The sequence below is a fragment of the Streptomyces sp. SD31 genome (assembly GCF_052068475.1).
GTDB lineage: Bacteria > Actinomycetota > Actinomycetes > Streptomycetales > Streptomycetaceae > Streptomyces.
Genome location: NZ_JBQHCX010000013.1, coordinates 61,014 through 81,267 on the forward strand (window position 1 = coordinate 61,014; position 20,254 = coordinate 81,267).

Here is a 20,254-nt window from a genome sequence, read left to right on the forward strand (position 1 = left end):
ATCGTAGATCCGCCGATGCGGCCACGGGCCTGCGGCAGCCGTAGCGACGCCTTGAACGCCCCTGACGCGCTGGAGCTTCACCACGTTGGCTTTGCAGGACCCTTACCAATCGCGCGTCGGCTCCTGGGACACGCTTTGCCGTGGGTTCCCCGCGAATTGGTCCGCGCTTGTTTGCATTGGGGAATGGACCACATCACGTTCCTGGTGGCGGTCGTCATTGTGACGGCCCTCGCCTTCGACTTCACCAACGGATTCCACGACACGGCGAACGCGATGGCCACATCCATCGCCACGGGGGCGCTCAAACCGAAGACGGCGGTACTCATCAGCGGCGTCCTGAACGTCGTCGGTGCCTTTCTCTCCACCGAGGTCGCCAAGACGATCTCCGGCGGCATCGTGGACGACGCACTCGTCACCCCGGGCATGATCTTCGCGGGCCTGGTGGGGGCGATCCTGTGGAATCTGCTCACCTGGCTGGTCGGGCTGCCGTCCAGCTCGTCGCACGCGCTGTTCGGCGGGCTGATCGGGGCCGTCTGGGTGGGCGCGGGGTCGCATGGCGTGCACTTTGACAAGGTTGTCGAAAAGGTGCTGATCCCGGCGGTGGCCTCGCCGCTGGTGGCGGGGGTCGCGGCGCTGCTGGCCACGTACCTGGCGTACCGGCTCACCTCTCGCGCCCGCAAGCAGTCCGTCACCAAGGGCTTCCGCGTCGGCCAGATCGCCTCGGCCTCGCTCGTCTCCCTGGCCCACGGCACCAACGACGCGCAGAAGACGATGGGCGTCATCACACTGACCCTGATCTCGGCGGGCGCGCTGGGCCACGACGCGGGCCCGCCTCTCTGGGTGATCGCCTCGGCCGGCCTGGCCATCGGCCTCGGCACCTATCTCGGCGGCTGGCGGATCATCCGCACGATGGGCAAGGGCCTGACGGAGATCCAGTCCCCGCAGGGCTTCGCCGCCGAGACCGCGTCCACGACGGTGATCCTGACCTCGGCCCACCTGGGCTTCGCGCTGTCCACCACGCAGGTCGCCTCCGGCAGCATCCTCGGCGCCGGGCTGGGCCGCCGCCTGGCGGAGGTCCGTTGGGGTGTGGCCGGGCGCATGGTCGTGGCCTGGCTGATCACCCTGCCCGCCGCCGCGCTGGTCGGCGGCGTCTCGGCGAGCGTGGTCCAGCGTGGCGGCGACATCGGTACGGCCGTGGTCGCGCTGGTGGGCGCGGCGGTGGCCGGCGGCATCGTGCTCGCCTCCCGCCGCAACCCGGTGTCCGCGCACAACGTCAACGACGCCCACGAGGTCACGATCCGCACCGAGGAGCCGACGAAGGTCGGCACGGCCGCCTGAGACGCGGCCGCCTGAGAATCGGCCGTATGAGACAAGGGGAGTTCACATCATGAACCTCGACTGGACCGCACTCGGCCAGGTCGCCGCGGTGAGCCTCGCCGTCACGGTGGCCGTGGTCACCGTCTTCGCTCTCGGCGTGCTGGGCCTGGCCCGCCACGAAGGGGCCCGCGAGGAGGGCGGCGGCACGTCCACCCTCGCCGCCGCCCAGGCCGGGCTGTGCTTTGCCGCCTGCGCGGCGGTGGTGGCGTACGGGATCTATCTGATCGTGCCGCAGTTGCACTGAAGTTCCGCTGACGGGGTCGGCTGACGGCTGACGCGGCCCGGCCGGGGGAGTGGCGGCCGGGCCCTTAGCCGCTCTAGCCGCTCAAGTCGCCGGTGTTCGCTGTTCCGAGCCGTTCGTACGCCGTCACACGCCGCCCGCGGACCTGCACGTCCGCCACCACCGTGAAGTGCTCCCTCAGCACGGCGGTCTTCGTCTTGTCCCGCTCCGCCGACACCGGCCGTGCCACCCCGGGCACGTCGGTGACCAGCAGTATGCGCCGCTGTGCCAACATCGCGCTCCGTATCCGGCCCGGCCCCGCCTCCTCGCCCTTCAACGTCCCCGACGCCACGGGGCTCTCCGCCAGCGCGACGTCCCGCAGTCCGGCGAAGTCGGCGGGGCGGACGAGGGCGGTGTCGCGCCGGGCCGCCGGTATGAAGACCACCGCGTCCCCGGCCTGCTTCAGCCGCCGCACGTCCGCCGCCACGGCCAGGACATCGTCCACCCGGCTGGCCGGAGACCGCTTGGCCAGCGACTGCGGCAACAGCGCCACGACCGCCACGGTGACCACCACCGGGACCAGCCACCTGGACGCTCTCGGGAACCGCCGCCCGGCCACCCGTACGGCCGTGCCCAGCGCCGTGCCGATCAGCAGGGCCAGCCCCAGCATGCTGAACAGGACGTAGCGGTCCAGGAACAGCGGCCGGACCAGGGAGAGCCCGAGGAGGCCGAGCTGCGGCACCGCGAGCAGCGGCAGCCCTACGGCGGCCACCGACAGCCGGCCCGCGCGCGGCCGGTCCAGCAGGGCACCGAGGGCACCGATCGCCAGCAGGATCGCGGGGCCGATCATCATGTGCCAGGTCAGCGGCGGGATCCAGGAGACCTGGGCGGACTGGCGCCGGCTGAACAGGATCAACGGCAGCACAGCCACCACCGCGACCGTCGCGGCCACCGCCCACCGCAGCCATGTCCGCCGCCCGGCCCGGGTCCAGAGCAGGGTCGCCAGGTGCGCGGGCAGGATCAGCAGCGACAGCCAGTTCAGCAGCCCGCACACCGCCACCGTGCCCCCGTACGCGGCCCAGTGCACCCCTCGGCCGCGCCCCTGAAGGACGGTCACCAGCAACAGGGTGGAGATCCCGGCCCCGGCCGCGATCAGTGCGTACGGGCGGCCCTCCTGGAGGTAGAACTGCACGGCCGGGAGCAGCCCGAACGCCAGCCCTCCCGCCAGGCCCGCCCAAGCCCCGGCCAGCCGTTGGCCGATGACCGTCACACAGGCCGCCGCCACCGCCATGGCCAGTACGGAGGGCAGCCGCAGGGTCGTGGTGCCGGGCCCGAAGCACTCGAAGAGGGCGTGCATCAGCAGGTAGTAGAGCCCATGCACGGCATCGACCTGCCCCAGCATGTGCCATATGTCGCCGGCGGACCGCCGGGCCACCTGCCAGGTCGCGGCCTCGTCCCGCCACACGCTGTGCTGCCGGGACAGCCCCCACAGACCGAGGGCGAGGGTCCACAGCAGGGGGATCGGCCAGAGGGGCGGGCGGCGGCGCAGGGGTTTCTCCAGAGAGATCGACATTCCGTACGGCGGGGGACGACTGCCGGGTGATGTGGTCCCCACTCGCCCGCTCGTGGTCGAGCACGCCGGACCTCGCCACGGCCGCGCGGGGCGTGGGCCGAGACGGGGACGGATCGGAGCGTTGCGTGCTTCCCCCGTGAACCCAGAAAAAGTTACGGGACGGGGATGATCTGCGGCCACCGTCCGGCGCGTGAACACAATCACGGCGCACGCAGGCAACCTTGAGCCTGCCGAGCTGTCTATTTACGCCGGTTCACTATTGATTGCCGGTTCCGTGCGGGGTGCTCAGCCCTGCGGCTTGCACCAGGCGATGCCGTAACGCAGCGGGAGGTGACGGCGGTACCGGGAGCCGGTGAGTGGCCACCGCTGAATGGGACCGTCGGCAGCGCGATGTACGGGGCGCGGGAACTGGGTTGAGCTGCGGGGGGGGGCAGGTGATGCGCGACGTGGCCGGGCATACAAAACCGCACCCGGACCGCAAAGGACGCCGAGTTCGGCGGCCTGAGGGCCGGGTGCGGTCAAGTGGGCCAGGTGATCGGAGATCAGGCCTTCTTGGTCTCCCAGAAGATCTTGTCGATCTGGGCGATGTAGTCCAGAGCCTTCTGCCCGGTGGCCGGGTCGGTGGACGCCTTGGCGGCCGAGAGGGCCTTCAGGGCGTCGTTGACCAGCTGGTGCAGCTCCGGGTACTTCTCGAAGTGCGGGGGCTTGAAGTAGTCGCTCCAGAGCACCGAGACGTGGTGCTTGGCGAGTTCGGCGCGCTGCTCCTTGATGACGGTGGCACGCGCCTGGAAGTGCGGGTCGTCGTTGGCGGCCATCTTTTCCTGCACGGCCTTCACCGACTCCGCCTCGATGCGGGCCTGGGCCGGGTCGTACACACCGCAGGGCAGGTCGCAGTGTGCGCTGACCTTGACCTTGGGGGCAAACAGGCGGGAAAGCATGGAGCATTCCTTCCTCGTGATCGTCTTCTCAGGTGGGACATTACTCCCTGCAAGACGGGTTTTCGCGAGTGCCCCCATGGGCTTAGGGCAAAAGTCCAGGGTCAGACTGAGACTGGTGGAGGACAGTACCGGGGAGGTGCCGGGGATGCCGGAGTTGTCGCAGGACGCCGAGCGCGGGCGGGCCGCTCAGCCCTTCGGGTGGGCCGAGGTGACGGGGCCGTCGATGGTGCCCACGCTGTACCACGGCGACTTGCTCGTGGTGTGGCACCGGGGCCGGATCAGGCCCGGGGACGTGGTGGTGCTGCGGCACCCGTTCCAGCAGGACCTGCTCGTCGTCAAGCGTGCCGCGGAGCGCCGTGAGGGCGGCTGGTGGGTGCTCGGCGACAACGCGTACGCGGGTGGGGACAGCACCGACTATGGAGTGGTGCCGGATGAGTTGATTCTGGGCAAGGTCCGCTTCCGGTACCGGCCGCGCAAGCCCGATCAGCGCTCGCCGTTCGCGCTGGCGCGCTGGGCGGTGTCGGCCGTGCGGCCCGTCTTCGCCGACCGGTCGGCCTCCAAGCGCTTGCGGGCGCGGTAGGCGGCCACATTGGCGCGGGTCGCGCAGCGGTCCGAGCAGTAGCGCCGGGAGCGGTTGGTGGACGTGTCGAGGTAGGCGTTGCGGCACGGGGACGCCTCGCACAGGCCCAGGCGGTCCACGCCGTACTCGGTGAGGTGGAAGGCCAGGCCCATCGCCGCGATGGCCGCGTAGCCGGCGGTCGCGTTCGACGGGTGGTCCGCCAGGTGCATGTGCCACAGGGGGCGGCCGTCGTCGTCCCGGAAGTCGTGGCCGGAGATCTGCGGGCTCACCGGGAACTCCAGGAGGAGGGCGTTCAGCAGGTTCACCGCCAGCGCCTCGTCGCCCTGGTCCGCCGCTTCGAAGACCGCCCTCAGTCGCGCGCGCACCGAGCGGAAGCGGGTGACGTCCCCATCGGTGGCGCGGCGGGCCGCCTCCTGGCTGACGCCGAACAGATCGCGGACGGCCTCGACCGAGGTCAGCGAGTCCTTGCCCCGGGCCGGGTCCTCGCTGTTGACGAGACGTACGGCGTAATCCGAGTAATAGGCCAGTTCCACTTGTAGTCCTTACGGAGGCGTTCTATCGTCGTCGTGCGGTCGGGTAACAGCTGATCGTGCTTCCAGGGTATTACGTGACGTGCGCTACGGAGGGGTTCGATGACGGACACGGACATCACCACCACGGCCGGAACCGACTGGGCCGCCTGGCAGAAGAGCTGGGACCGGCAGCAGGAGTGGTACATGCCCGACCGTGAGGAACGCTTCCGGATCATGCTCGACATGGTCGAGGCCCTCGTCGGCCCCGCCCCGCGCGTGCTCGACCTCGCGTGCGGTACGGGAAGTATCACGGCCCGGCTGCTCGCGCGGTTCCCGGACGCCGTCAGCACCGGCGTCGACCTCGACCCGGCACTCCTCGCCATCGCCGAAGGCACCTTCGCGAACGACGAGCGGGTCTCCTTCGTGACGGCCGACCTGAAGACACCGGACTGGCCGGCGAAGCTGCCGTACGACTCGTACGACGCCGTCCTGACCGCCACGGCCCTGCACTGGCTGCACCGTGAACCCCTCGCGGCCCTCTACGGTCAGGTCGCGGAGCTCGTCCGCGACGGCGGTGTCTTCCTGAACGCGGACCACATGATCGACGACTCGACGCCCCGGATCAACGCGGCGGAGCGCGCCCTGCGCCACGCCCGCATGGATCAAGCCAAGCAGGACGGTGCCCTCGACTGGTCCGAGTGGTGGCAGCTGGCGGCCACGGACCCGGTCCTGGCGGAGCCGACGGCCAGGCGCTTCGCGATCTACGGCGAGCATGCCGACGGCGACATGCCGTCCACCGAGTGGCACGCGCGTGTGCTCCGCGAGAAGGGCTTCGGGGAGGCCCGGCCGGTGTGGTGCTCGCCTTCCGACACGCTGCTGCTCGCGCTGAAGTAGCCAGGGCCTCGAACGAGGCCGTACGACGGGAAGAGGCGGTACGAGAAATTCGTACTGCCTCTTCTGCGTCCTGACGGCTGTCCCACCGCACTGGAAGGGTGAGACGGTCCGTCACCCGGCGGACCGGGGAGGGGGAAGGATGACGCGGAGCGCGGAAGCGGCTCTGCACGCCTTCGTCGAGGGCAGACGTACGGCGCTGTTCCGCAGCGCCTATCTGCTGTGCGGCAATCGCGAGGAGGCGGAGGACCTCGTCCAGACGACGCTGGTGAAGGTCGTCCTAGGGGCGCGCAGGCACCGGCGGCTGGACAACCTCGACGCGTATGCGCGCAAGACGCTGGTCAACACCTTCATCGCCGCGCGTCGGCGTTTCTGGCGCCGCGAGCAGGCGTACGGCGAGGTGCCGGACGTGCCAGGGCAGTCGGTGGACAGCGACACCGGGGTCATGGTGCGGGCCGCGCTCGCGCAGCTCGGGCCCAAGCAGCGGGCCGTGCTGGTGCTGCGCTACTGGGAGGACCTCAGCGTCGCCGACACCGCCGGGCTGCTCGGCATGCGGGAGAGCACGGTCAAGAGCCACACGGCGAGGGGGCTCGCGGCGCTGCGGGCCGCGGTGCGGGAGGAACACGTATGAGTCAGGGCGACGTGGACGGGGTGCAGGGTGCGACGGTGCTGCTGGGGCGGGCCCTCCAGGGTGTGCCGATGCCGTCGGGGCCCGGTTCGGACGCGGTGTTCGCGCGGGCCGCGCGGGTGCGGTGGCGTCGGCGGGGGGTGGTTGCCGGGGTGGCGGCTGCCGTGGTCGCGGTGAGCCTGGCCGTGACCGGGGTGCTGCCGGGGAACGGCCGGGAGGCGACGGGAGTCACGGGCACAACGCCCGGGTCCAGGGCGGACCGGCTGGCGAAGCTGCTGCCGCCCGGGATCGGCGAGATCCGTGAGGTCGAGCACGTCGTGGGCGAAGGGCCGTACGACGGGCTCTACGCCGTCCACAAGGACGGCGGCGTCGGGTATCTCAACATCCAGGTCCTTCCGGGCCGGCGGCAGGACTGGCCGGTGCCGGTCGGGGATCGGTGCTCGTCGTACACCCCCGGGACGGCGGCGACCTGCGTCCCCGAGACGCTGCCGAACGGCGATCAGCGCGAATCCACCGAGCTGGCGCGGGAGAGCCGTGGGTACGGCAACACCTACGGTCCCAAGCGGTCCGTACGGCTGTTCACGAAGGGTTACCTGGTCATGATCACGGCCAACAGCGGTTTCGAGGGCAAGGCGGCGCCGGGGCCACGGCTCGACGCCCCGCCGCTGACGGCGGACCAGCTGCGGGATGTGGTGATGTCCCATGAGCTGTTGCCGTAGGGGGCGGGCATGGTGAAGGGGCGGTACGAGGATCTCGTACCGCCCCTTCACCGTCGTACCGTCAGAGCACCTTGGACAGGAACGCCTGCGTCCGCTCGTGCTGCGGGTTGGTCAGGACCTCGCGCGGGTCTCCGGACTCGACGACCACGCCGCCGTCCATGAAGACCAGGCTGTCGCCGACCTCGCGGGCGAAGCCCATCTCGTGGGTGACGACGACCATCGTCATACCGGACTCGGCGAGGTCGCGCATGACGTCGAGGACGTCACCGACCAGCTCCGGGTCGAGGGCCGAGGTCGGCTCGTCGAAGAGCATCAGCTTCGGGTCCATCGCGAGGGCCCGGGCGATGGCCACACGCTGCTGCTGGCCGCCGGAGAGCTGTGCCGGGTAGCTGCCGGCCTTGTCGGCCAGGCCGACGCGGTCGAGCAGCTCCCGCGCCCGCTCCCTGGCCTGCACCCTGCTCACGCCCTTGACCTGGATCGGCGCTTCCATGACGTTCTCTGCGGCCGTCATGTGCGGGAACAGGTTGAACCGCTGGAACACCATGCCGATGTCCCGGCGCTGCTGCGCGACCTCGCTGTCCTTGAGCTCGTACAGCTTGTCGCCCTTCTGGCGGTAGCCGACCAGCTCGCCGTCGACGTAGAGCCGACCGGCGTTGATCTTCTCCAGGTGGTTGATGCACCGCAGGAACGTCGACTTGCCGGAGCCGGAGGGGCCGATGAGGCAGAACACCTCGCCGGTCTGCACCTCCAGGTCGATGCCCTTGAGGACCTGGACCGGGCCGAAGGACTTGTGGACGCCCTCGGCCTTCACCATGGCGGTCATCTCACACGCCCCTTTCGCTGCTGAAGGCCATCAGGTTGACCTTGATCCGCTGCCAGGGGGTCGGCGGCAGGTTCCGCGTCGAGCCGCGGGCGAAGCGGCGCTCCAGGTAGTACTGGAACACGCTGAACACGCTGGTCATGACCAGGTACCAGATGCACGCCACGAACAGCATCTCCATCACGGCGTACGACGTGGAGCCGATCGTCGAGGTGGCGCGCAGCAGTTCGTTGTACGTCACCGCGTACACCAGCGACGAGGTCTTCAACATGTTGATGAACTCGTTGCCGGTCGGCGGCACGATGACCCGCATCGCCTGCGGGATCACGATCCGGCGCAGCGTCTTCGCCTGGCTCATGCCGAGCGCGTGCGAGGCCTCGGTCTGGCCCTCGTCGACGGCCATCAGACCGGCGCGGCAGATCTCGGCCATGTACGCCGCCTCGTTCAGGCCCAGACCCAGCAGGGCGGCCATGAACGGCGTCATGACGTCGACCATCTCGTCCTTGTAGATCGGACCGAGATTCAGCACGGGGAAGATCAGCGCCAGGTTGAACCACAGCAGCAGTTGGACGTAGACCGGCGTGCCGCGGAAGAACCAGATGTAGACCCAGGCCACCCAGCTCGTCACCGGGTTCTTGGACAGGCGCATCACGGCCAGGATCACGCCCAGGACCACGCCCATGACCATCGCGAGGACGCTGATCAGCAGGGTGCGGCCGGCGCCCGCGAGGACCGTGGAATCGAAGACGTAGTCGCCGACGGCGTTCCACTGGATCTTCTCGGCGGTGGCGAAGGCGTTGACGAGCAGGGCCACCAGGGCCAGCACGATGACACCGCTGACCCAGCGGCCGTAGTGCCGGACGGGAATGGCCTTGATCGCCTCGGGCGGGAGGGCCCCGCCCTCCTTGGAGACGGCGGCCGACGGCTTCGCGTCGGCCGGCTCCTTGTCGAACTTGTCAGTCACTGTGACTGCCCTTCAGTACTCACCGGGACGGTCACTTGCCGCCGTTGATCGCGGCCTTGTCGATCGCGCCGGTCTCGGCGCCCCACTTCTCGAGGATCTTCTTGTACGTGCCGTCCTCGATGATGGCGTTGACGGCCTCTTCGAGGGCCGCGGTGAGCTCCTTGTTGTCCTTGTTCACCGCGATGCCGAACGGACCGGCGTCGACCTGCTCGCCGATGACCTCGAAGGCGTTGCCGCCGTCGGCCTTGCGGGCGAGGTCGACGGCCACCGGGTAGTCGTTGACGCCGGCGACCGCGCCGCCCGACTTCACACGGGTCTGGGCCTCGGTGTCGTTCTCGAACGGCTCGATGTCGATCTTCTTCTTGCCCTCGTCCGTGCAGGCCTTGGACTGGGTCTGGAGGGCCTTCTCGTACGTCGTACCGCGCTGCACGGCGGCCGTCTGGCCGCAGAGGTCCTCGATCGAGTTGATGTTCTTCGGGTTGCCCTTCTGGACGTACACGGCGGTGCCGGCGACGAAGTAGTCGACGAAGTCGACACCCGGGCCGAGCTTCTTGCCCTTGTCGTCCAGGCCCTCCTGGCGCTGCTTGTTGTCCGTGATGGAGGACATGGCGATGTCGTAGCGGCCGGAGTTCAGGGCGGTGATCAGACCGTCGAAGGAGCCGGAGGTGAACTGGACCTCAACGCCCAGCTTCTCGCCCAGCGCGGCGGCGATGTCGGGGTCGACGCCGACGATCTTGCCGCCCTCCTGGAACTCCATCGGGGCGTACTCGGCGTTCGTGCCGGCCTTGATGACGCCCGCGTCCTGGATCTTCTTGGGCAGCTTGTCGAACAGCGGGGCGGTGTTCGCTTTCCCCGTCTCGTTGGTGCCCTCGTTGCCGCCGCCGTTCGTCTGGTCACCGCAGCCGGTGAGAATCAGTGCGCCTGCGACCGCGATCGAGCCGACCGCTGCCAGCCGGGAGCGTGCGGCGGTCGTACGACGGGTGGAGCGTGCGGTCATGGTGGGTTCCTCCGGCGGATGGGTGGAGTTGCCGATGGGGCGTACAGCTGCCGATGGGTTCGGCACTGCGGGGGTCGACGAGAACACACGTCTTCGAGTGTCGCGACCTCGTGTGATTACGGCATCTTGCCATTCGGTCTGAGCCATTCAGGACGCTCGCCATGTCAAAATCGGATAACGGGTGACCCCCGAACCGCCTCAGGTCGGTACATCCTGACCGCACCTTCTACGGGGATCTGGCCTCCCGACCGGAAGATCTTCGGCGTATCTCGGGATATGGATCAGTGTGGCGTGGAGTTTGCGGGGGCCCACGCCCTTTGCGGCCTACGGTGTCGATTGTCCGCTTATTTCGCCGCGAATCGCACCGCTGTCGTTGCCCGGCCGTGTTCGATCCGTGTCGTCGGCATACGTGTTTCCCTTCACGTCATGTGACCTTGCACGTATTGGGCTCGTCGTCGATGCCGTCCGTCCGGTAAGAAGGTTCTTTACACCCCTCATCCGGGGCTCAGGGCGCGTGTGCGGCGCGCCCGTCGCGTATGACCCGTACGCATCAACAGATCGGGGCATGCGCGGTCCCGCCCACCCCTCACCAGGAGTGGCCACCCTCAACCAATGAAGATCTAAGGGGTAAGACAAAGTGGCAGCGGAGATCGTCAATCCTCGCAGCGACAGCAATACGGATCAGGACGGCGGGGCCGAGCCCCTCGATTCCTTCGATCCGGCGTTCGCGCTGCACCGCGGCGGCAAGATGGCTGTGCAGGCCACCGTGCCGGTCCGTGACAAGGACGACCTGTCCCTCGCATACACACCCGGCGTGGCGCGCGTGTGCACCGCGATCGCCGAGCAGCCGGAGCTCGTTCACGACTACACGTGGAAGTCGTCCGTCGTGGCCGTCGTCACCGACGGCACGGCCGTGCTCGGGCTCGGGGACATCGGCCCGGAGGCCTCCCTTCCGGTGATGGAAGGCAAGGCGATTCTGTTCAAGCAGTTCGGCGGCGTGGACGCGGTCCCGATCGCGCTCGACTGCACGGACGTGGACGAGATCGTCGAGACGGTGGTGCGCCTCGCCCCGTCCTTCGGCGGCGTGAATCTGGAGGACATCTCGGCACCGCGGTGCTTCGAGATCGAGCGAAAGCTCCAGGAGCGGGTCGACATCCCGGTCTTCCATGACGACCAGCACGGCACGGCGGTCGTGACGCTGGCGGCCCTGCGGAACGCCGCGCGGCTGAGCGGGCGATCCATCGCGGACCTGCGGGCCGTCATCTCCGGCGCGGGCGCGGCCGGTGTCGCCATCGCCAAGATGCTGGTCGAGGCCGGCATCGGCGACGTGGCCGTCGCGGACCGCAAGGGCGTCGTCTCGGCCGACCGGGACGACCTGACTCCGGTCAAGCGGGAACTCGCCGGGTTCACCAACAAGGCCGGCATCACCGGGTCGCTGGAGGCGGCCCTGGAGGGTGCGGACGTCTTCATCGGCGTCTCCGGCGGTACGGTCGCGGAGGCGGCGGTGGCTTCCATGGCTGAGGGCGCCTTCGTCTTCGCCATGGCCAACCCGAACCCCGAGGTGCACCCCGAGGTCGCGCACAAGTACGCGGCGGTCGTGGCGACCGGGCGGTCCGACTTCCCGAACCAGATCAACAACGTCCTGGCGTTCCCGGGCATCTTCGCCGGCGCGCTGCAGGTGCGGGCCTCTCGGATCACCGAGGGGATGAAGATCGCGGCGGCGGAGGCGTTGGCGGGCGTGGTGGGGGACGACCTCGCCGCGGACTATGTCATCCCGTCGCCCTTCGACGAGCGGGTCGCTCCGGCGGTCACGGCGGCGGTCGCTGCCGCGGCGCGGGCGGAGGGTGTCGCCCGGCGCTGACGTGAGTGTCGACTGATCGGCCCCGTCCGGTATGGGCGGGGCCGATTCTTTGCCTGCGGGTGGGCTGTTCGGGTGGTTCAGGGCGGGTTCGGTGGGGTGTGCCGTGTGTGGGGGCGGCGGACCGTGCGGGTGGGCGGGAGCGGCTGCGGGGTGCGGGTGGCGCCTGTCCGTCCGGCCTCATGCCGGGCGCCCTGGCAAGAGGGTGTGTGTCACAGGGCGCAGCGGTTCCGTCGGTCGGCGTGGGCACCTATCGTCAAGGTCATGTTCGCTGTCTACGCCGCCCGAATCGACCGCGACGAGCCGCTCGCGGGGCTGGAGTTGGGGGAGCGTCCGGCCCCAGAGGCCCGCCCCGGCTGGAGCACCGTCGACGTCAAGGCCGCCTCCCTCAACCATCACGACCTCTGGTCACTGCGGGGTGTGGGCCTCGCGGAGGACAAGTTGCCGATGATCCTCGGCTGTGACGCCGCCGGTGTCGACGAGGACGGCAACGAGGTCGTCCTGCACTCCGTGATCGGACAGAGCGGGCATGGGGTGGGACCCAAGGAGCCCCGTTCCATTCTCACCGAGCGGTACCAGGGCACGTTCGCGGAGCAGGTCGCCGTGCCGACCTGGAACATCCTGCCCAAGCCCAAGGAGCTCTCCTTCGCGGAGGCCGCCTGTCTGCCGACCGCCTGGCTGACGGCCTATCGGATGCTGTTCACCAACGCGGGCGTGCGACCCGGTGACTCCGTGCTCGTACAGGGAGCCGGGGGCGGGGTCGCCACGGCTGCCATCGCGCTCGGCAAGGCCGCGGGGCTGCGGGTCTTCGCCACCAGCCGGGACGAGGCCAAGCGCAAGCGTGCCCTGGAGCTGGGGGCGGTGGAGGCCGTGGAGTCGGGGGCCCGGCTGCCGCAGCGGGTGGACGCCGTGATCGAGACGGTGGGAGCCGCTACCTGGTCGCACTCCGTGAAGTCGCTGAAGCCGGGCGGCACGCTGGTCATTTCCGGTGCCACCAGTGGTGACCGGCCCTCGCACGCCGAGCTCACGCGGATCTTCTTCCTGGAACTGAAGGTCGTCGGGTCCACCATGGGCACCAAGGACGAGCTCGAGGATCTGCTCTCCTTCTGTGCCGCCACCGGTGTGCGGCCTGTCATCGACGAGGTGCTTCCCATGGACCGCGCCCGTGAGGGCTTCGAGCGGATGGAGTCCGGGGAGCTGTTCGGGAAGATCGTGCTCACCAACTGACGGTTCTTGCCACGCGCTTGCGGCGGGTCCGGGGCTTTGCCTCGGGCCCGCCGTTCTTTTGTCAACTGGGGTTGACGTGAGCCGCCATGTCAACCTACGTTGACATCATGACCGAAGCAACAGATCTCGCCGAGCGGGCGGGTGATCGCGATCCGCGGGTCGGGCTGCGGGCCGTTGCCGCGTTGCGCCGACTGCTGGAGCAGTTGGAGGCGGTGCAGGTGCGCAGCGCGCGCAATCAGGGGTGGTCGTGGCAGGAGATCGCCGCGGAACTCGGGGTCAGTAGGCAGGCCGTGCACAAGAAGTACGGGAGGCGTTGATGTTCGAGCGGTTCACGAAGGACGCCCGCGCGGTGGTGACGGGCGCGGTCGAGCACGCCGAGACGGGTGGGGCGCAGACCGTCGATGCCGAGCACATGCTGCTCGCGGTGCTCGATCGGGAGGGGAGCCGGGCCTCGTTCGCGCTCGCCGCGCTCGGGGGCGGGCAGTGGCTGGAGTCCGTACGGCAGGCCTTGGGTGAGGCTCGGCGCCGGGGCGGGCTGTCGCAGGCCGAGGCCGAGGCGCTGGCCGGGCTGGGGATCGATGTGGGGGAGATCGTCGCCCGGGTGGAGGAAGCGCACGGGGTGGGGGCGTTGTCCGGGGACCTGAAGGACAAGGGGTGGTGGTCGGGGCGGCGGTCGTTCAGCCGGGGTGCCAAGGACGTGCTGGAGCGGGCGCTGCGTGTGGCCGTCGCCCGTCGGGATCGGCACATCGGTGATGAGCACATCCTGCTGGCTCTGACCAGCCGCCCAGGCGTGCCCGCCGAGGTCCTCGCCGATCACGGGGTGACGTATGAGTCCGTGACGAGGGTGCTGTACGGCGAGGGAGAGGCCAAGGCCGGCTGAGAAGGGCGTACGCAAGGCCTGTAGCGTCCGGCCCCGGGCAGTGCGCCGAGTTGGTGGTCGCACTGCCCTGGTGAGTGGGCTCAGTGCTTCGGCGTGCGCAGCAGCGCTCCGATGTGCGCCGCCGCCGTCGACAAGTGGCGGCGGGTTTCGCGGAGTTGGTCGGCTGTTACACCATGGTCCCTCGCCGCGTCACGGATGTCGTCGCGGAAGCGGTCGAGCAGGCGGTCCAGGTCGCGGGCCGGGTCGCCGGTGGGGGGCTCGTGGGCCCAAGTGGGTTCGTAGTCGGCGGGGAAGTCCTGAGGGGTGTCGGAGTAGTCGGGGTGCTGCTGCGCCGACTTGGGGGTGCCGGGGCGGCCGAAGCCGAAGTCCCGGCCGAACTCCTTCCCGAAGTCCTTGCCGAAGTCGCCGAACTCCTTGGCCAGTTCCGTCAGGCCCTCGCGCACGCCCGTCGGCCAGTCACCGCGCGCGAAATGGTCCTGTACATGCTCCTGGACCCGGCGCGCGATGCGCTGGACCTCCTCCTGGGCCTGGGCCCGGGCGCGGTCCTGTGCCTCCTTGGCCTGGCGTCGGGCACGCTGCGCCTCGTCGCGGGCGCGGCGGCTCTCGTCCTTGGCGCGCCGGGCCTGCTCCTTCCACTCCTGCTTGGCCCGGCGCATCTCCTCCTTGGCGGCACGCCACGCCTCCTTGTCGGTGTAGTCCGAGAAGTCACCGAAGGGTGCTTCCGCCCCGGCGCCGTTCCCCTGGCGGGCCTCGGATGCCGCCGCCCGCATCTCGCGCCGCAGGTCGCCCGCCGCGCCGCGCACATCGGCCTGGATCTCGGCGGCGAGTTCGGCGACCGACTCCCTGATCTCCAACTCCAGGTCGGCCAACTCGCCGCTGCGGTCGGCCAGTTCGGCGCGTCCGGCGTCCGTGATGGCGTACACCTTGCGGCCGCCCTCGGTGGTGTGGGTGACCAGGCCCTCGGCCTCCAGCTTGGCCAGGCGGGGGTAGACGGTGCCGGCCGACGGTGCGTACAGCCCCTGGAAGCGCTCCTCGAGGAGGCGGATCACCTCGTAGCCGTGGCGCGGGGCTTCGTCCAGCAGCTTCAGCAAGTAGAGGCGGAGGCGGCCGTGGGCGAAGACGGGAGGCATGTCAGAGCACCTTCTTGTCGGTCGTGCCGTCGGCCGGGGCGGTGGTGGGGCCACCGCCCTGGCCGGAGACGGAATTGTCCCCCGAGTCGTCCTGTGCGCTGTTCACCGGGTCGGTCGTCGAGTCCGTGGGTGAGGTCGGTGAGGTGGGCGTGGCGGGCTCGGGCTCCTCCCAGGCCTCCGCCTCCCACGGCTCGTCCTCCTTGGGCGGGCGGCGCAGCAGGGCGATCGAGCCGGAGACCGTCGTCGCCCGGAGCTTGCCGGTGCCGTCGCCCAGGCGGCCGGTGATCTTGTGGGCGCCCCACTGGCCGTGGACCCGCAGGCCCTCGAAGGCGTTGGCGATCCTGCCGCTCGCCGTGTTGGCCTCGACGTCCGCGTCCGCCGGGGCCGGCAGGCGGATGGCGATCTCACCCGAGACGCTGGTCAGCCGGACGTCGGTCGGGCCGTCCGGGTCGAGGTCGACGATCATCGAGCCGCTGACGGAGTCGGCCTTCACCGAGGAGCCGGAGCCCTCGACGACCGTGAGGTCACCGGAGACGGAGTTGAAGCGGAGGTCGCCGGTGACGGCCTGGGCCTCCAGGTTCCCGGAGACCGTGTCGGCGCGGACGGGGCCGGACAGGGCGACGAGTGTCGTGTCGCCGGTGACGCCCTTGACGACCGACGGGCCGCTTATCCCGGAGACCACCGCACCGGCGCCGACCACGCCCACCTCGACGCGCGTGTCGGCCGGCACCGCCAGGGAGACCACCGCGCTGCGGCGCCAGCCCTTGCGGTCGAGCCACTTGAGGAAGCCCTTCCAAGGCAGGTCCTCGTACGCCACCGTCAGCGTGCCGCCCTGCTGGGTCACCGCCAGGGGCGGGCCCTCGATCTCCGAGACCTCCAGGCGGGCGGAACCTTCGTCCGTCCCCACCACGTTCACCGTGCCATTGACGATGCGCACGTGGAGCTCGCTCACCGGCTCGTCGAAGGTGAGCTTCCTGGGCTCTGTGACGGACCACTCGGACATGCTGCGGACCTCCTGGGCGACGGACGCGGCCGCACGGCCGGACCGGAACACGACACGCCATATCGCGTCTTCCGTGAAACACGATATATCGTGGCCGTCGTAAGTCAAGACACTCGTTCTGGTGATCACAAATCACGCGAGGTGGACAAATGGGCCTAGCGTGTTGTCATGCCGACGGAAGAGTCCCGGGCCGCTCGCCAAGCCCGTCCCGCGCCGGGCGCCCTGCTGCTCTGCCGCGCGGAGCCCGAGTCCGTCGCCCCCGCCGCCCAGCTGCTGCGCGAGCACATGCTGCTCGCGTCGGCCGGCGCGGAGTGGAGCGTGTTGGTCCCCGAGGGCAGGCCCTGGCTGGAGGGCGGCGAACCGATCGACCGCGTCCTGACCGGCTGGGCCACCGCCCTCGCCGTCGGCGCCCCGTGGCCCGCCCTCGCCCTCTGGTGGGACGCCGACCGCGCCGGATACACCCTCGCCTCCGGCTTCCGCCGCCCCGTCGGCTACGTCTGGCTCGCCAACGGCACCCCGGCCGGCGAGGGCGAGGCCATGCACACCTTCGCCGGCCGCCTGGGCCTCGATCCGGTGCTGGACGTGCAGGCCCTCGACGCACTCACGGAACCCGACCCCGCGGCCGACGCACGGGCACGCATGCGTGGCCTGCTCGCCGTCCTCACGCGCGCGGGCGTGTCCCTGCCCGCCGGCCTCATCCCCGGCGACAGCGCCGACCGCCTCCACGAGGCCGCCAACAACCACCCGCACGTCCGCGTCGAGGGGGCGGCGGGCTGGCGCAACGCCCTCCGCGCGGAACTCGACGCCGTCGAAGACAGCCGCCTCGGCCCCTTGCTGCCCTGGACCGGCGGCCCCCAGTCCCACCGGCTCGCCATCGCCCAGGTCGCGGCCGGGCTGCCCGTCACGGCCTGGGGGCTGCGGCGCCGCAGCGCGGGCTGGACCGTGGCGGGCGCGGTGCTGCTGGTCCACGGGGCGCTGGGGCTGGTGTACAACGCGGTGTGGCCGCTGGACTGAGGGTTCTGCGGCGGGGTCCGGCCGGAGCAGAGGCCGTACGGCCGCGCAGGCTGCCGTACAACACGGCCAGCGGCCGCTCGGACGGCCGTACAACGCGAAGGGCGCCCCGCATCGGGGCGCCCGGGCAGAGGCGTCCGCCAGGGACGCCCCTGGAGCGGCACCCTCATGTCGAGGGGGTCGGCCGAGCTCCTACACGTCGTCGTCCTCGTCGTCCAGCCGAGCCAGCCATGTCGCCAGCCGCTCCACCGGTACCTCGAAGTCCGGGTTCAGGTCGACGAACGTGCGCAGCTGCTCGGCCAGCCACTCGAAGGTGATCTCCTCCTCGCCGCGCCGCTTCTCCAGTTCTTCGATGCCTCGGTCGGTGAAGTACACGGATGCTCTCCTGGGGCTGGGCCTGTGGCCACCGGTCGTACGTCTCCAGGTTATGTGGCCCGGGACCCGGGTCGTACCACTGCGTTTCCGCACGCCACGGGCGCGTGGCGGGCACAATGTCCGCAGGCGCGAAGAAAGCGCCAACCAGTCAGGGGCGCAGGGGAGTTGCCCCGGAGTGCGGGGGAGCCATGGAGCGGAGGATCCAGGAGATCGAGCTGCCCGGAGGGCAGACGGTGCTCGCCAGGGTCGGAATCCTCAGGGCCGACGACATTCCCGGCGACGAGGACGAGTTCGGCTACGACGACGTCGGCGCCCTCGATCAGCTCTCCGCCCGGGTGGAGCAGCTGAACGAGCTCGTCACGGGCGTCGGCAGTGCCGTCCTCGCGGCGGGCCGGGAGGCCGGGCCGGACGAGATCAGCGCCACGTTCGGCGTCGAACTCGCCGCCAAGCCCGGCAAGGCCGTGGCCCTCCTCGCGGACGGCGAGGCGAAGGCGGCGATCTCGGTGACGCTGACCTGGCACCTGAACGGACGCGGCACACAGCGGACCGGAGACGGCACAGCGAGCGGAGAAGGGACCGGCGCCGGCGGAGCCTGACCGTGTCCGAACTGGAAGACCTGACACGCGGGGCCACCGTACGCCTGGGGCCGGCCGGTGACCCAGACGTGCTGTGGGGCAGCGGGTTCTTCGTAGCGCCCGGCTGGGTGCTCAGCTGTGCGCACGTGTTGCGCCTCGGCGAGGACGGCGAGCGGAAGGGGCTGTTACGGGTCTCGGGCGAGCACGGAGCGGCCCGCGCCCGCCCCGCCTACTGGCTGGGCTCCCGCGTCGACCCCGAGCAGGACCTCGTCCTGCTCCGGCTGCTGGACGACGTGCCGCACGCATGCGTGCGGCTCACCGACCGCTACGACCGGCCGCACGAGATCACCGCGTTCGGCTGGCGCGCACGGTCGGGCGGCCCCGAGACATGGAGCGGCCGCTGCCTCGTGAGCGGCACCGACGGCGACTACGGCGTCACCCTGGGCCCGGAGAGCGAGATACCGCACGGCGCCTCCGGCGGCCCCGTCCTGGACCGGCTGCACGGGGTGGTCGCCGGAGTCGTCAAGGCCCGCCGCAGGGGCCGGGACGGTGGCCTCGCCGTCGCCGCCACCGCCCTGCGCGGCTTCGGCGAGGCGATCGCCCTGGACGGCGGGGACGAACTGGGCCCCGACCCGTACCACGCCCTCATCCGCGCCCACGACCAGTGGCACCACAACCGCCATCGGGACCACGCGACCCGCCGCACCTGCTGGGTCGCCGCGCAGGAGCGGCTGGCCGCGCCGCACGCGCGCGTGTGGCGCCCGTCGGACGGCGCCACCGCCTGCGCTCTGTTGGCGGATCTGCCGCTGCCCGAGGGGACGGACACCCTCCAACGGCTCATCAAGGTCGTCCTCGATGTCGAGCCGCACTGGCGGGGAGCGCCACCGCCGCGCGACTGGCGCGACGGCCACGGCTGGCTGTACGACCGCAGCGAGCGGGCCGACATCGCCTTCCTGCACTATCTGACCCTCGTGGCCCAGGGGTGCGCCCAGGACTGCCCGGCCCCTGTCGCCGCCCTGGAGGACTGGCTGCGGGAACGGGTGGAGACGCTGCCGGACGGCGAGCGGGGGCTGCTCAAGGACAAGCTGTCGGGCGGCCGGACGCCGAAGCGCGCGGCGGCACCCCCGCCTCGGTCCCAGGGCGACGACGGGCGGAACCCGGTGGTGACCGTCGTACTGGAGCCCGACGCCTTCCACCCCGCCGACCGGTTCCACTGGCGGGTGTGGATCTGGCCCGGCGGCTCCGGGACGACCAGTTCCCTGGCCGAGTCCGACGGCATGGAGGGCGTACCGCTGACCGCGCTGCAGAACGAGCTGAGGGAGCCCCTGGGCAAGGCGTTCCAGCTGCTCGACTCCCCCCACCGGCGAGCCCGGCTCGAAGTCGCCCTGCCTGTCGAGCACTTCGACGTGGACGTGGACTTCTGGCGGCCCCAGGCCGCCGTCCGCAGCTACCGCCTGCACCCCGCCGAGCGTCCCTTCGGCGTGCACCGGCAGGTCGTGCTCCGGTACCTCGGCCACAGCCGCGGCCTGTCCGCGCAGGCCTGGCGGGAGCGCTGGCGGGCCCTCGACGAAGGCGGCCTGGAGGCCCTTCCGCTGAACCCGCCCGCGTACGCGCGCACCACCCTGGAGTCGGCCCCCGGCCCCGCCGTGCCCGTGCTGTGCAGGACCGCGGCCGAGAGCCTGGAGGCCCTTGAGGAGGCGATCGACGCGGGCTACGGACTCGCCCTGTGGGCCCGCGGCGTCCAGCACACGTACGGCTGCGGGCAGCAATGTGTGGACCTGCACGAACACACCGCCAAGCTGCTGCGCCGCACCGGCCGCGCCGTGGCGCTCCCCGAGGCGTTGCGCCGACTGCGCGAACGCATAGGCGAGTGCGACGAGGAAGCGGAGTGGGCCGAGCCGCTGGCCCTCCTCTACGACGATCCGCAGCGCCCCGTCCCACGCTGCGACGAGCCCCTGAACTCGCCCTGAACCGAC

Annotated in this window: 22 protein-coding genes; 13 read left to right on the forward strand and 9 right to left on the reverse strand. The window is 70.7% G+C overall.

Annotated features, from left to right (window positions below; all coding sequences use genetic code 11):
* Window positions 1-183 precede the first annotated feature (183 nt).
* Together ACTMVF_RS26780 and ACTMVF_RS26785 are read left to right on the forward strand one after the other, a co-directional pair.
* Window positions 184-1,338, forward strand: a complete 1,155-nt coding sequence (locus ACTMVF_RS26780; RefSeq protein WP_441273660.1) for an anion permease — start codon at window positions 184-186, stop codon at window positions 1,336-1,338.
* Between the two features lie 49 nt (window positions 1,339-1,387).
* Window positions 1,388-1,621: a hypothetical protein gene (locus tag ACTMVF_RS26785; protein WP_441273661.1), complete on the forward strand. Its 234-nt coding sequence runs from the start codon at window positions 1,388-1,390 to the stop codon at window positions 1,619-1,621.
* Window positions 1,622-1,694: 73 nt separating this feature from the next.
* Here ACTMVF_RS26785 and ACTMVF_RS26790 read toward each other — a convergent pair whose 3' ends face one another.
* Both ACTMVF_RS26790 and sodN read right to left on the reverse strand, forming a co-directional pair.
* The gene (locus ACTMVF_RS26790) at window positions 1,695-3,170 is read right to left on the reverse strand and encodes a glycosyltransferase family 39 protein (RefSeq protein WP_441273662.1); all 1,476 of its coding nucleotides are present in this window, start codon (window positions 3,168-3,170) and stop codon (window positions 1,695-1,697) included.
* A gap of 542 nt (window positions 3,171-3,712) precedes the next feature.
* Window positions 3,713-4,108: a superoxide dismutase, Ni gene (gene sodN / locus ACTMVF_RS26795; RefSeq protein WP_020123534.1), complete on the reverse strand. Its 396-nt coding sequence runs from the start codon at window positions 4,106-4,108 to the stop codon at window positions 3,713-3,715.
* Between the two features lie 145 nt (window positions 4,109-4,253).
* Between sodN and sodX the strand changes: the two genes are divergently transcribed.
* The gene (gene sodX, locus ACTMVF_RS26800) at window positions 4,254-4,688 is read left to right on the forward strand and encodes a nickel-type superoxide dismutase maturation protease (RefSeq protein WP_062706164.1); all 435 of its coding nucleotides are present in this window, start codon (window positions 4,254-4,256) and stop codon (window positions 4,686-4,688) included.
* On the opposite strand, the gene ACTMVF_RS26805 is transcribed toward sodX, so the two are convergent.
* The gene (locus ACTMVF_RS26805; protein WP_441273663.1) at window positions 4,592-5,221 is read right to left on the reverse strand and encodes a CGNR zinc finger domain-containing protein; all 630 of its coding nucleotides are present in this window, start codon (window positions 5,219-5,221) and stop codon (window positions 4,592-4,594) included. The two genes, sodX and ACTMVF_RS26805, sit on opposite strands and share 97 nt — an antisense overlap.
* A 99-nt stretch (window positions 5,222-5,320) precedes the next feature.
* On the opposite strand from ACTMVF_RS26805, the gene ACTMVF_RS26810 reads away from it, so the two are divergent.
* The 3 genes from ACTMVF_RS26810 (at window position 5,321) to ACTMVF_RS26820 (ending at window position 7,438) form a co-directional block, all read left to right on the forward strand.
* The gene (locus tag ACTMVF_RS26810) at window positions 5,321-6,094 is read left to right on the forward strand and encodes a class I SAM-dependent methyltransferase (protein WP_441273664.1); all 774 of its coding nucleotides are present in this window, start codon (window positions 5,321-5,323) and stop codon (window positions 6,092-6,094) included.
* A gap of 139 nt (window positions 6,095-6,233) precedes the next feature.
* Window positions 6,234-6,722, forward strand: a complete 489-nt coding sequence (locus ACTMVF_RS26815; RefSeq protein WP_441273665.1) for a SigE family RNA polymerase sigma factor — start codon at window positions 6,234-6,236, stop codon at window positions 6,720-6,722.
* The gene (locus ACTMVF_RS26820) at window positions 6,719-7,438 is read left to right on the forward strand and encodes a hypothetical protein (protein ID WP_441273666.1); all 720 of its coding nucleotides are present in this window, start codon (window positions 6,719-6,721) and stop codon (window positions 7,436-7,438) included. The genes ACTMVF_RS26815 and ACTMVF_RS26820 overlap by 4 nt, the downstream gene beginning before the upstream one ends.
* A 61-nt stretch (window positions 7,439-7,499) precedes the next feature.
* Here ACTMVF_RS26820 and ACTMVF_RS26825 read toward each other — a convergent pair whose 3' ends face one another.
* Genes ACTMVF_RS26825 through ACTMVF_RS26835 form a run of 3 tightly spaced genes read right to left on the reverse strand, consistent with a single transcriptional unit; the run spans window position 7,500 to window position 10,219 of the window.
* Entirely contained in the window at window positions 7,500-8,261 is a 762-nt protein-coding gene (locus tag ACTMVF_RS26825; protein WP_441273667.1) for an amino acid ABC transporter ATP-binding protein, read from the reverse strand.
* 1 nt (window position 8,262) lies between these two features.
* A complete protein-coding gene (locus ACTMVF_RS26830) occupies window positions 8,263-9,222 on the reverse strand; it encodes an amino acid ABC transporter permease (RefSeq protein WP_441273668.1) in 960 nt (319 codons plus the stop codon).
* Window positions 9,223-9,253: 31 nt separating this feature from the next.
* The gene (locus tag ACTMVF_RS26835) at window positions 9,254-10,219 is read right to left on the reverse strand and encodes an ABC transporter substrate-binding protein (protein ID WP_441273669.1); all 966 of its coding nucleotides are present in this window, start codon (window positions 10,217-10,219) and stop codon (window positions 9,254-9,256) included.
* 637 nt (window positions 10,220-10,856) lie between these two features.
* On the opposite strand from ACTMVF_RS26835, the gene ACTMVF_RS26840 reads away from it, so the two are divergent.
* The 4 genes from ACTMVF_RS26840 (at window position 10,857) to ACTMVF_RS26855 (ending at window position 14,184) form a co-directional block, all read left to right on the forward strand.
* Window positions 10,857-12,080, forward strand: coding sequence for an NAD(P)-dependent malic enzyme (locus ACTMVF_RS26840; RefSeq protein ID WP_441273670.1), 1,224 nt, complete (start codon window positions 10,857-10,859; stop codon window positions 12,078-12,080).
* A 261-nt stretch (window positions 12,081-12,341) separates the two neighbouring features.
* Window positions 12,342-13,304, forward strand: coding sequence for a zinc-binding dehydrogenase (locus tag ACTMVF_RS26845; protein WP_441273671.1), 963 nt, complete (start codon window positions 12,342-12,344; stop codon window positions 13,302-13,304).
* Between the two features lie 107 nt (window positions 13,305-13,411).
* Window positions 13,412-13,621, forward strand: a complete 210-nt coding sequence (locus ACTMVF_RS26850; RefSeq protein WP_003997975.1) for a helix-turn-helix domain-containing protein — start codon at window positions 13,412-13,414, stop codon at window positions 13,619-13,621.
* Window positions 13,621-14,184 carry a Clp protease N-terminal domain-containing protein gene (locus tag ACTMVF_RS26855; RefSeq protein WP_441273672.1) on the forward strand — a complete coding sequence of 188 codons (564 nt, stop codon included), beginning with the start codon at window positions 13,621-13,623 and terminating at the stop codon, window positions 14,182-14,184. The genes ACTMVF_RS26850 and ACTMVF_RS26855 overlap by 1 nt, the downstream gene beginning before the upstream one ends.
* A gap of 80 nt (window positions 14,185-14,264) precedes the next feature.
* Here ACTMVF_RS26855 and ACTMVF_RS26860 read toward each other — a convergent pair whose 3' ends face one another.
* Both ACTMVF_RS26860 and ACTMVF_RS26865 read right to left on the reverse strand, forming a co-directional pair.
* Window positions 14,265-15,314 (reverse strand): helix-turn-helix transcriptional regulator, encoded by a 1,050-nt coding sequence (locus ACTMVF_RS26860; protein WP_441273673.1) that lies wholly within the window; start codon window positions 15,312-15,314, stop codon window positions 14,265-14,267.
* Window position 15,315: 1 nt separating this feature from the next.
* Entirely contained in the window at window positions 15,316-16,317 is a 1,002-nt protein-coding gene (locus tag ACTMVF_RS26865) for a DUF4097 family beta strand repeat-containing protein (protein ID WP_441273674.1), read from the reverse strand.
* Between the two features lie 168 nt (window positions 16,318-16,485).
* Here ACTMVF_RS26865 and ACTMVF_RS26870 point away from each other — a divergent pair, with 168 nt between their 5' ends.
* On the forward strand, window positions 16,486-17,331 hold the full coding sequence (locus ACTMVF_RS26870) for a hypothetical protein (protein WP_441273675.1): 846 nt from the start codon (window positions 16,486-16,488) through the stop codon (window positions 17,329-17,331).
* A gap of 189 nt (window positions 17,332-17,520) precedes the next feature.
* Here the strand turns inward: ACTMVF_RS26870 and ACTMVF_RS26875 are convergent, their stop codons facing one another.
* Window positions 17,521-17,703 carry a DUF6104 family protein gene (locus ACTMVF_RS26875; protein ID WP_003997970.1) on the reverse strand — a complete coding sequence of 61 codons (183 nt, stop codon included), beginning with the start codon at window positions 17,701-17,703 and terminating at the stop codon, window positions 17,521-17,523.
* 188 nt (window positions 17,704-17,891) lie between these two features.
* Between ACTMVF_RS26875 and ACTMVF_RS26880 the strand changes: the two genes are divergently transcribed.
* Together ACTMVF_RS26880 and ACTMVF_RS26885 are read left to right on the forward strand one after the other, a co-directional pair.
* Window positions 17,892-18,299 (forward strand): CU044_2847 family protein, encoded by a 408-nt coding sequence (locus ACTMVF_RS26880; protein WP_441273676.1) that lies wholly within the window; start codon window positions 17,892-17,894, stop codon window positions 18,297-18,299.
* Between the two features lie 2 nt (window positions 18,300-18,301).
* Window positions 18,302-20,248, forward strand: a complete 1,947-nt coding sequence (locus tag ACTMVF_RS26885) for a VMAP-C domain-containing protein (protein ID WP_441273677.1) — start codon at window positions 18,302-18,304, stop codon at window positions 20,246-20,248.
* The last annotated feature ends 6 nt before the right edge of the window (window positions 20,249-20,254 follow it).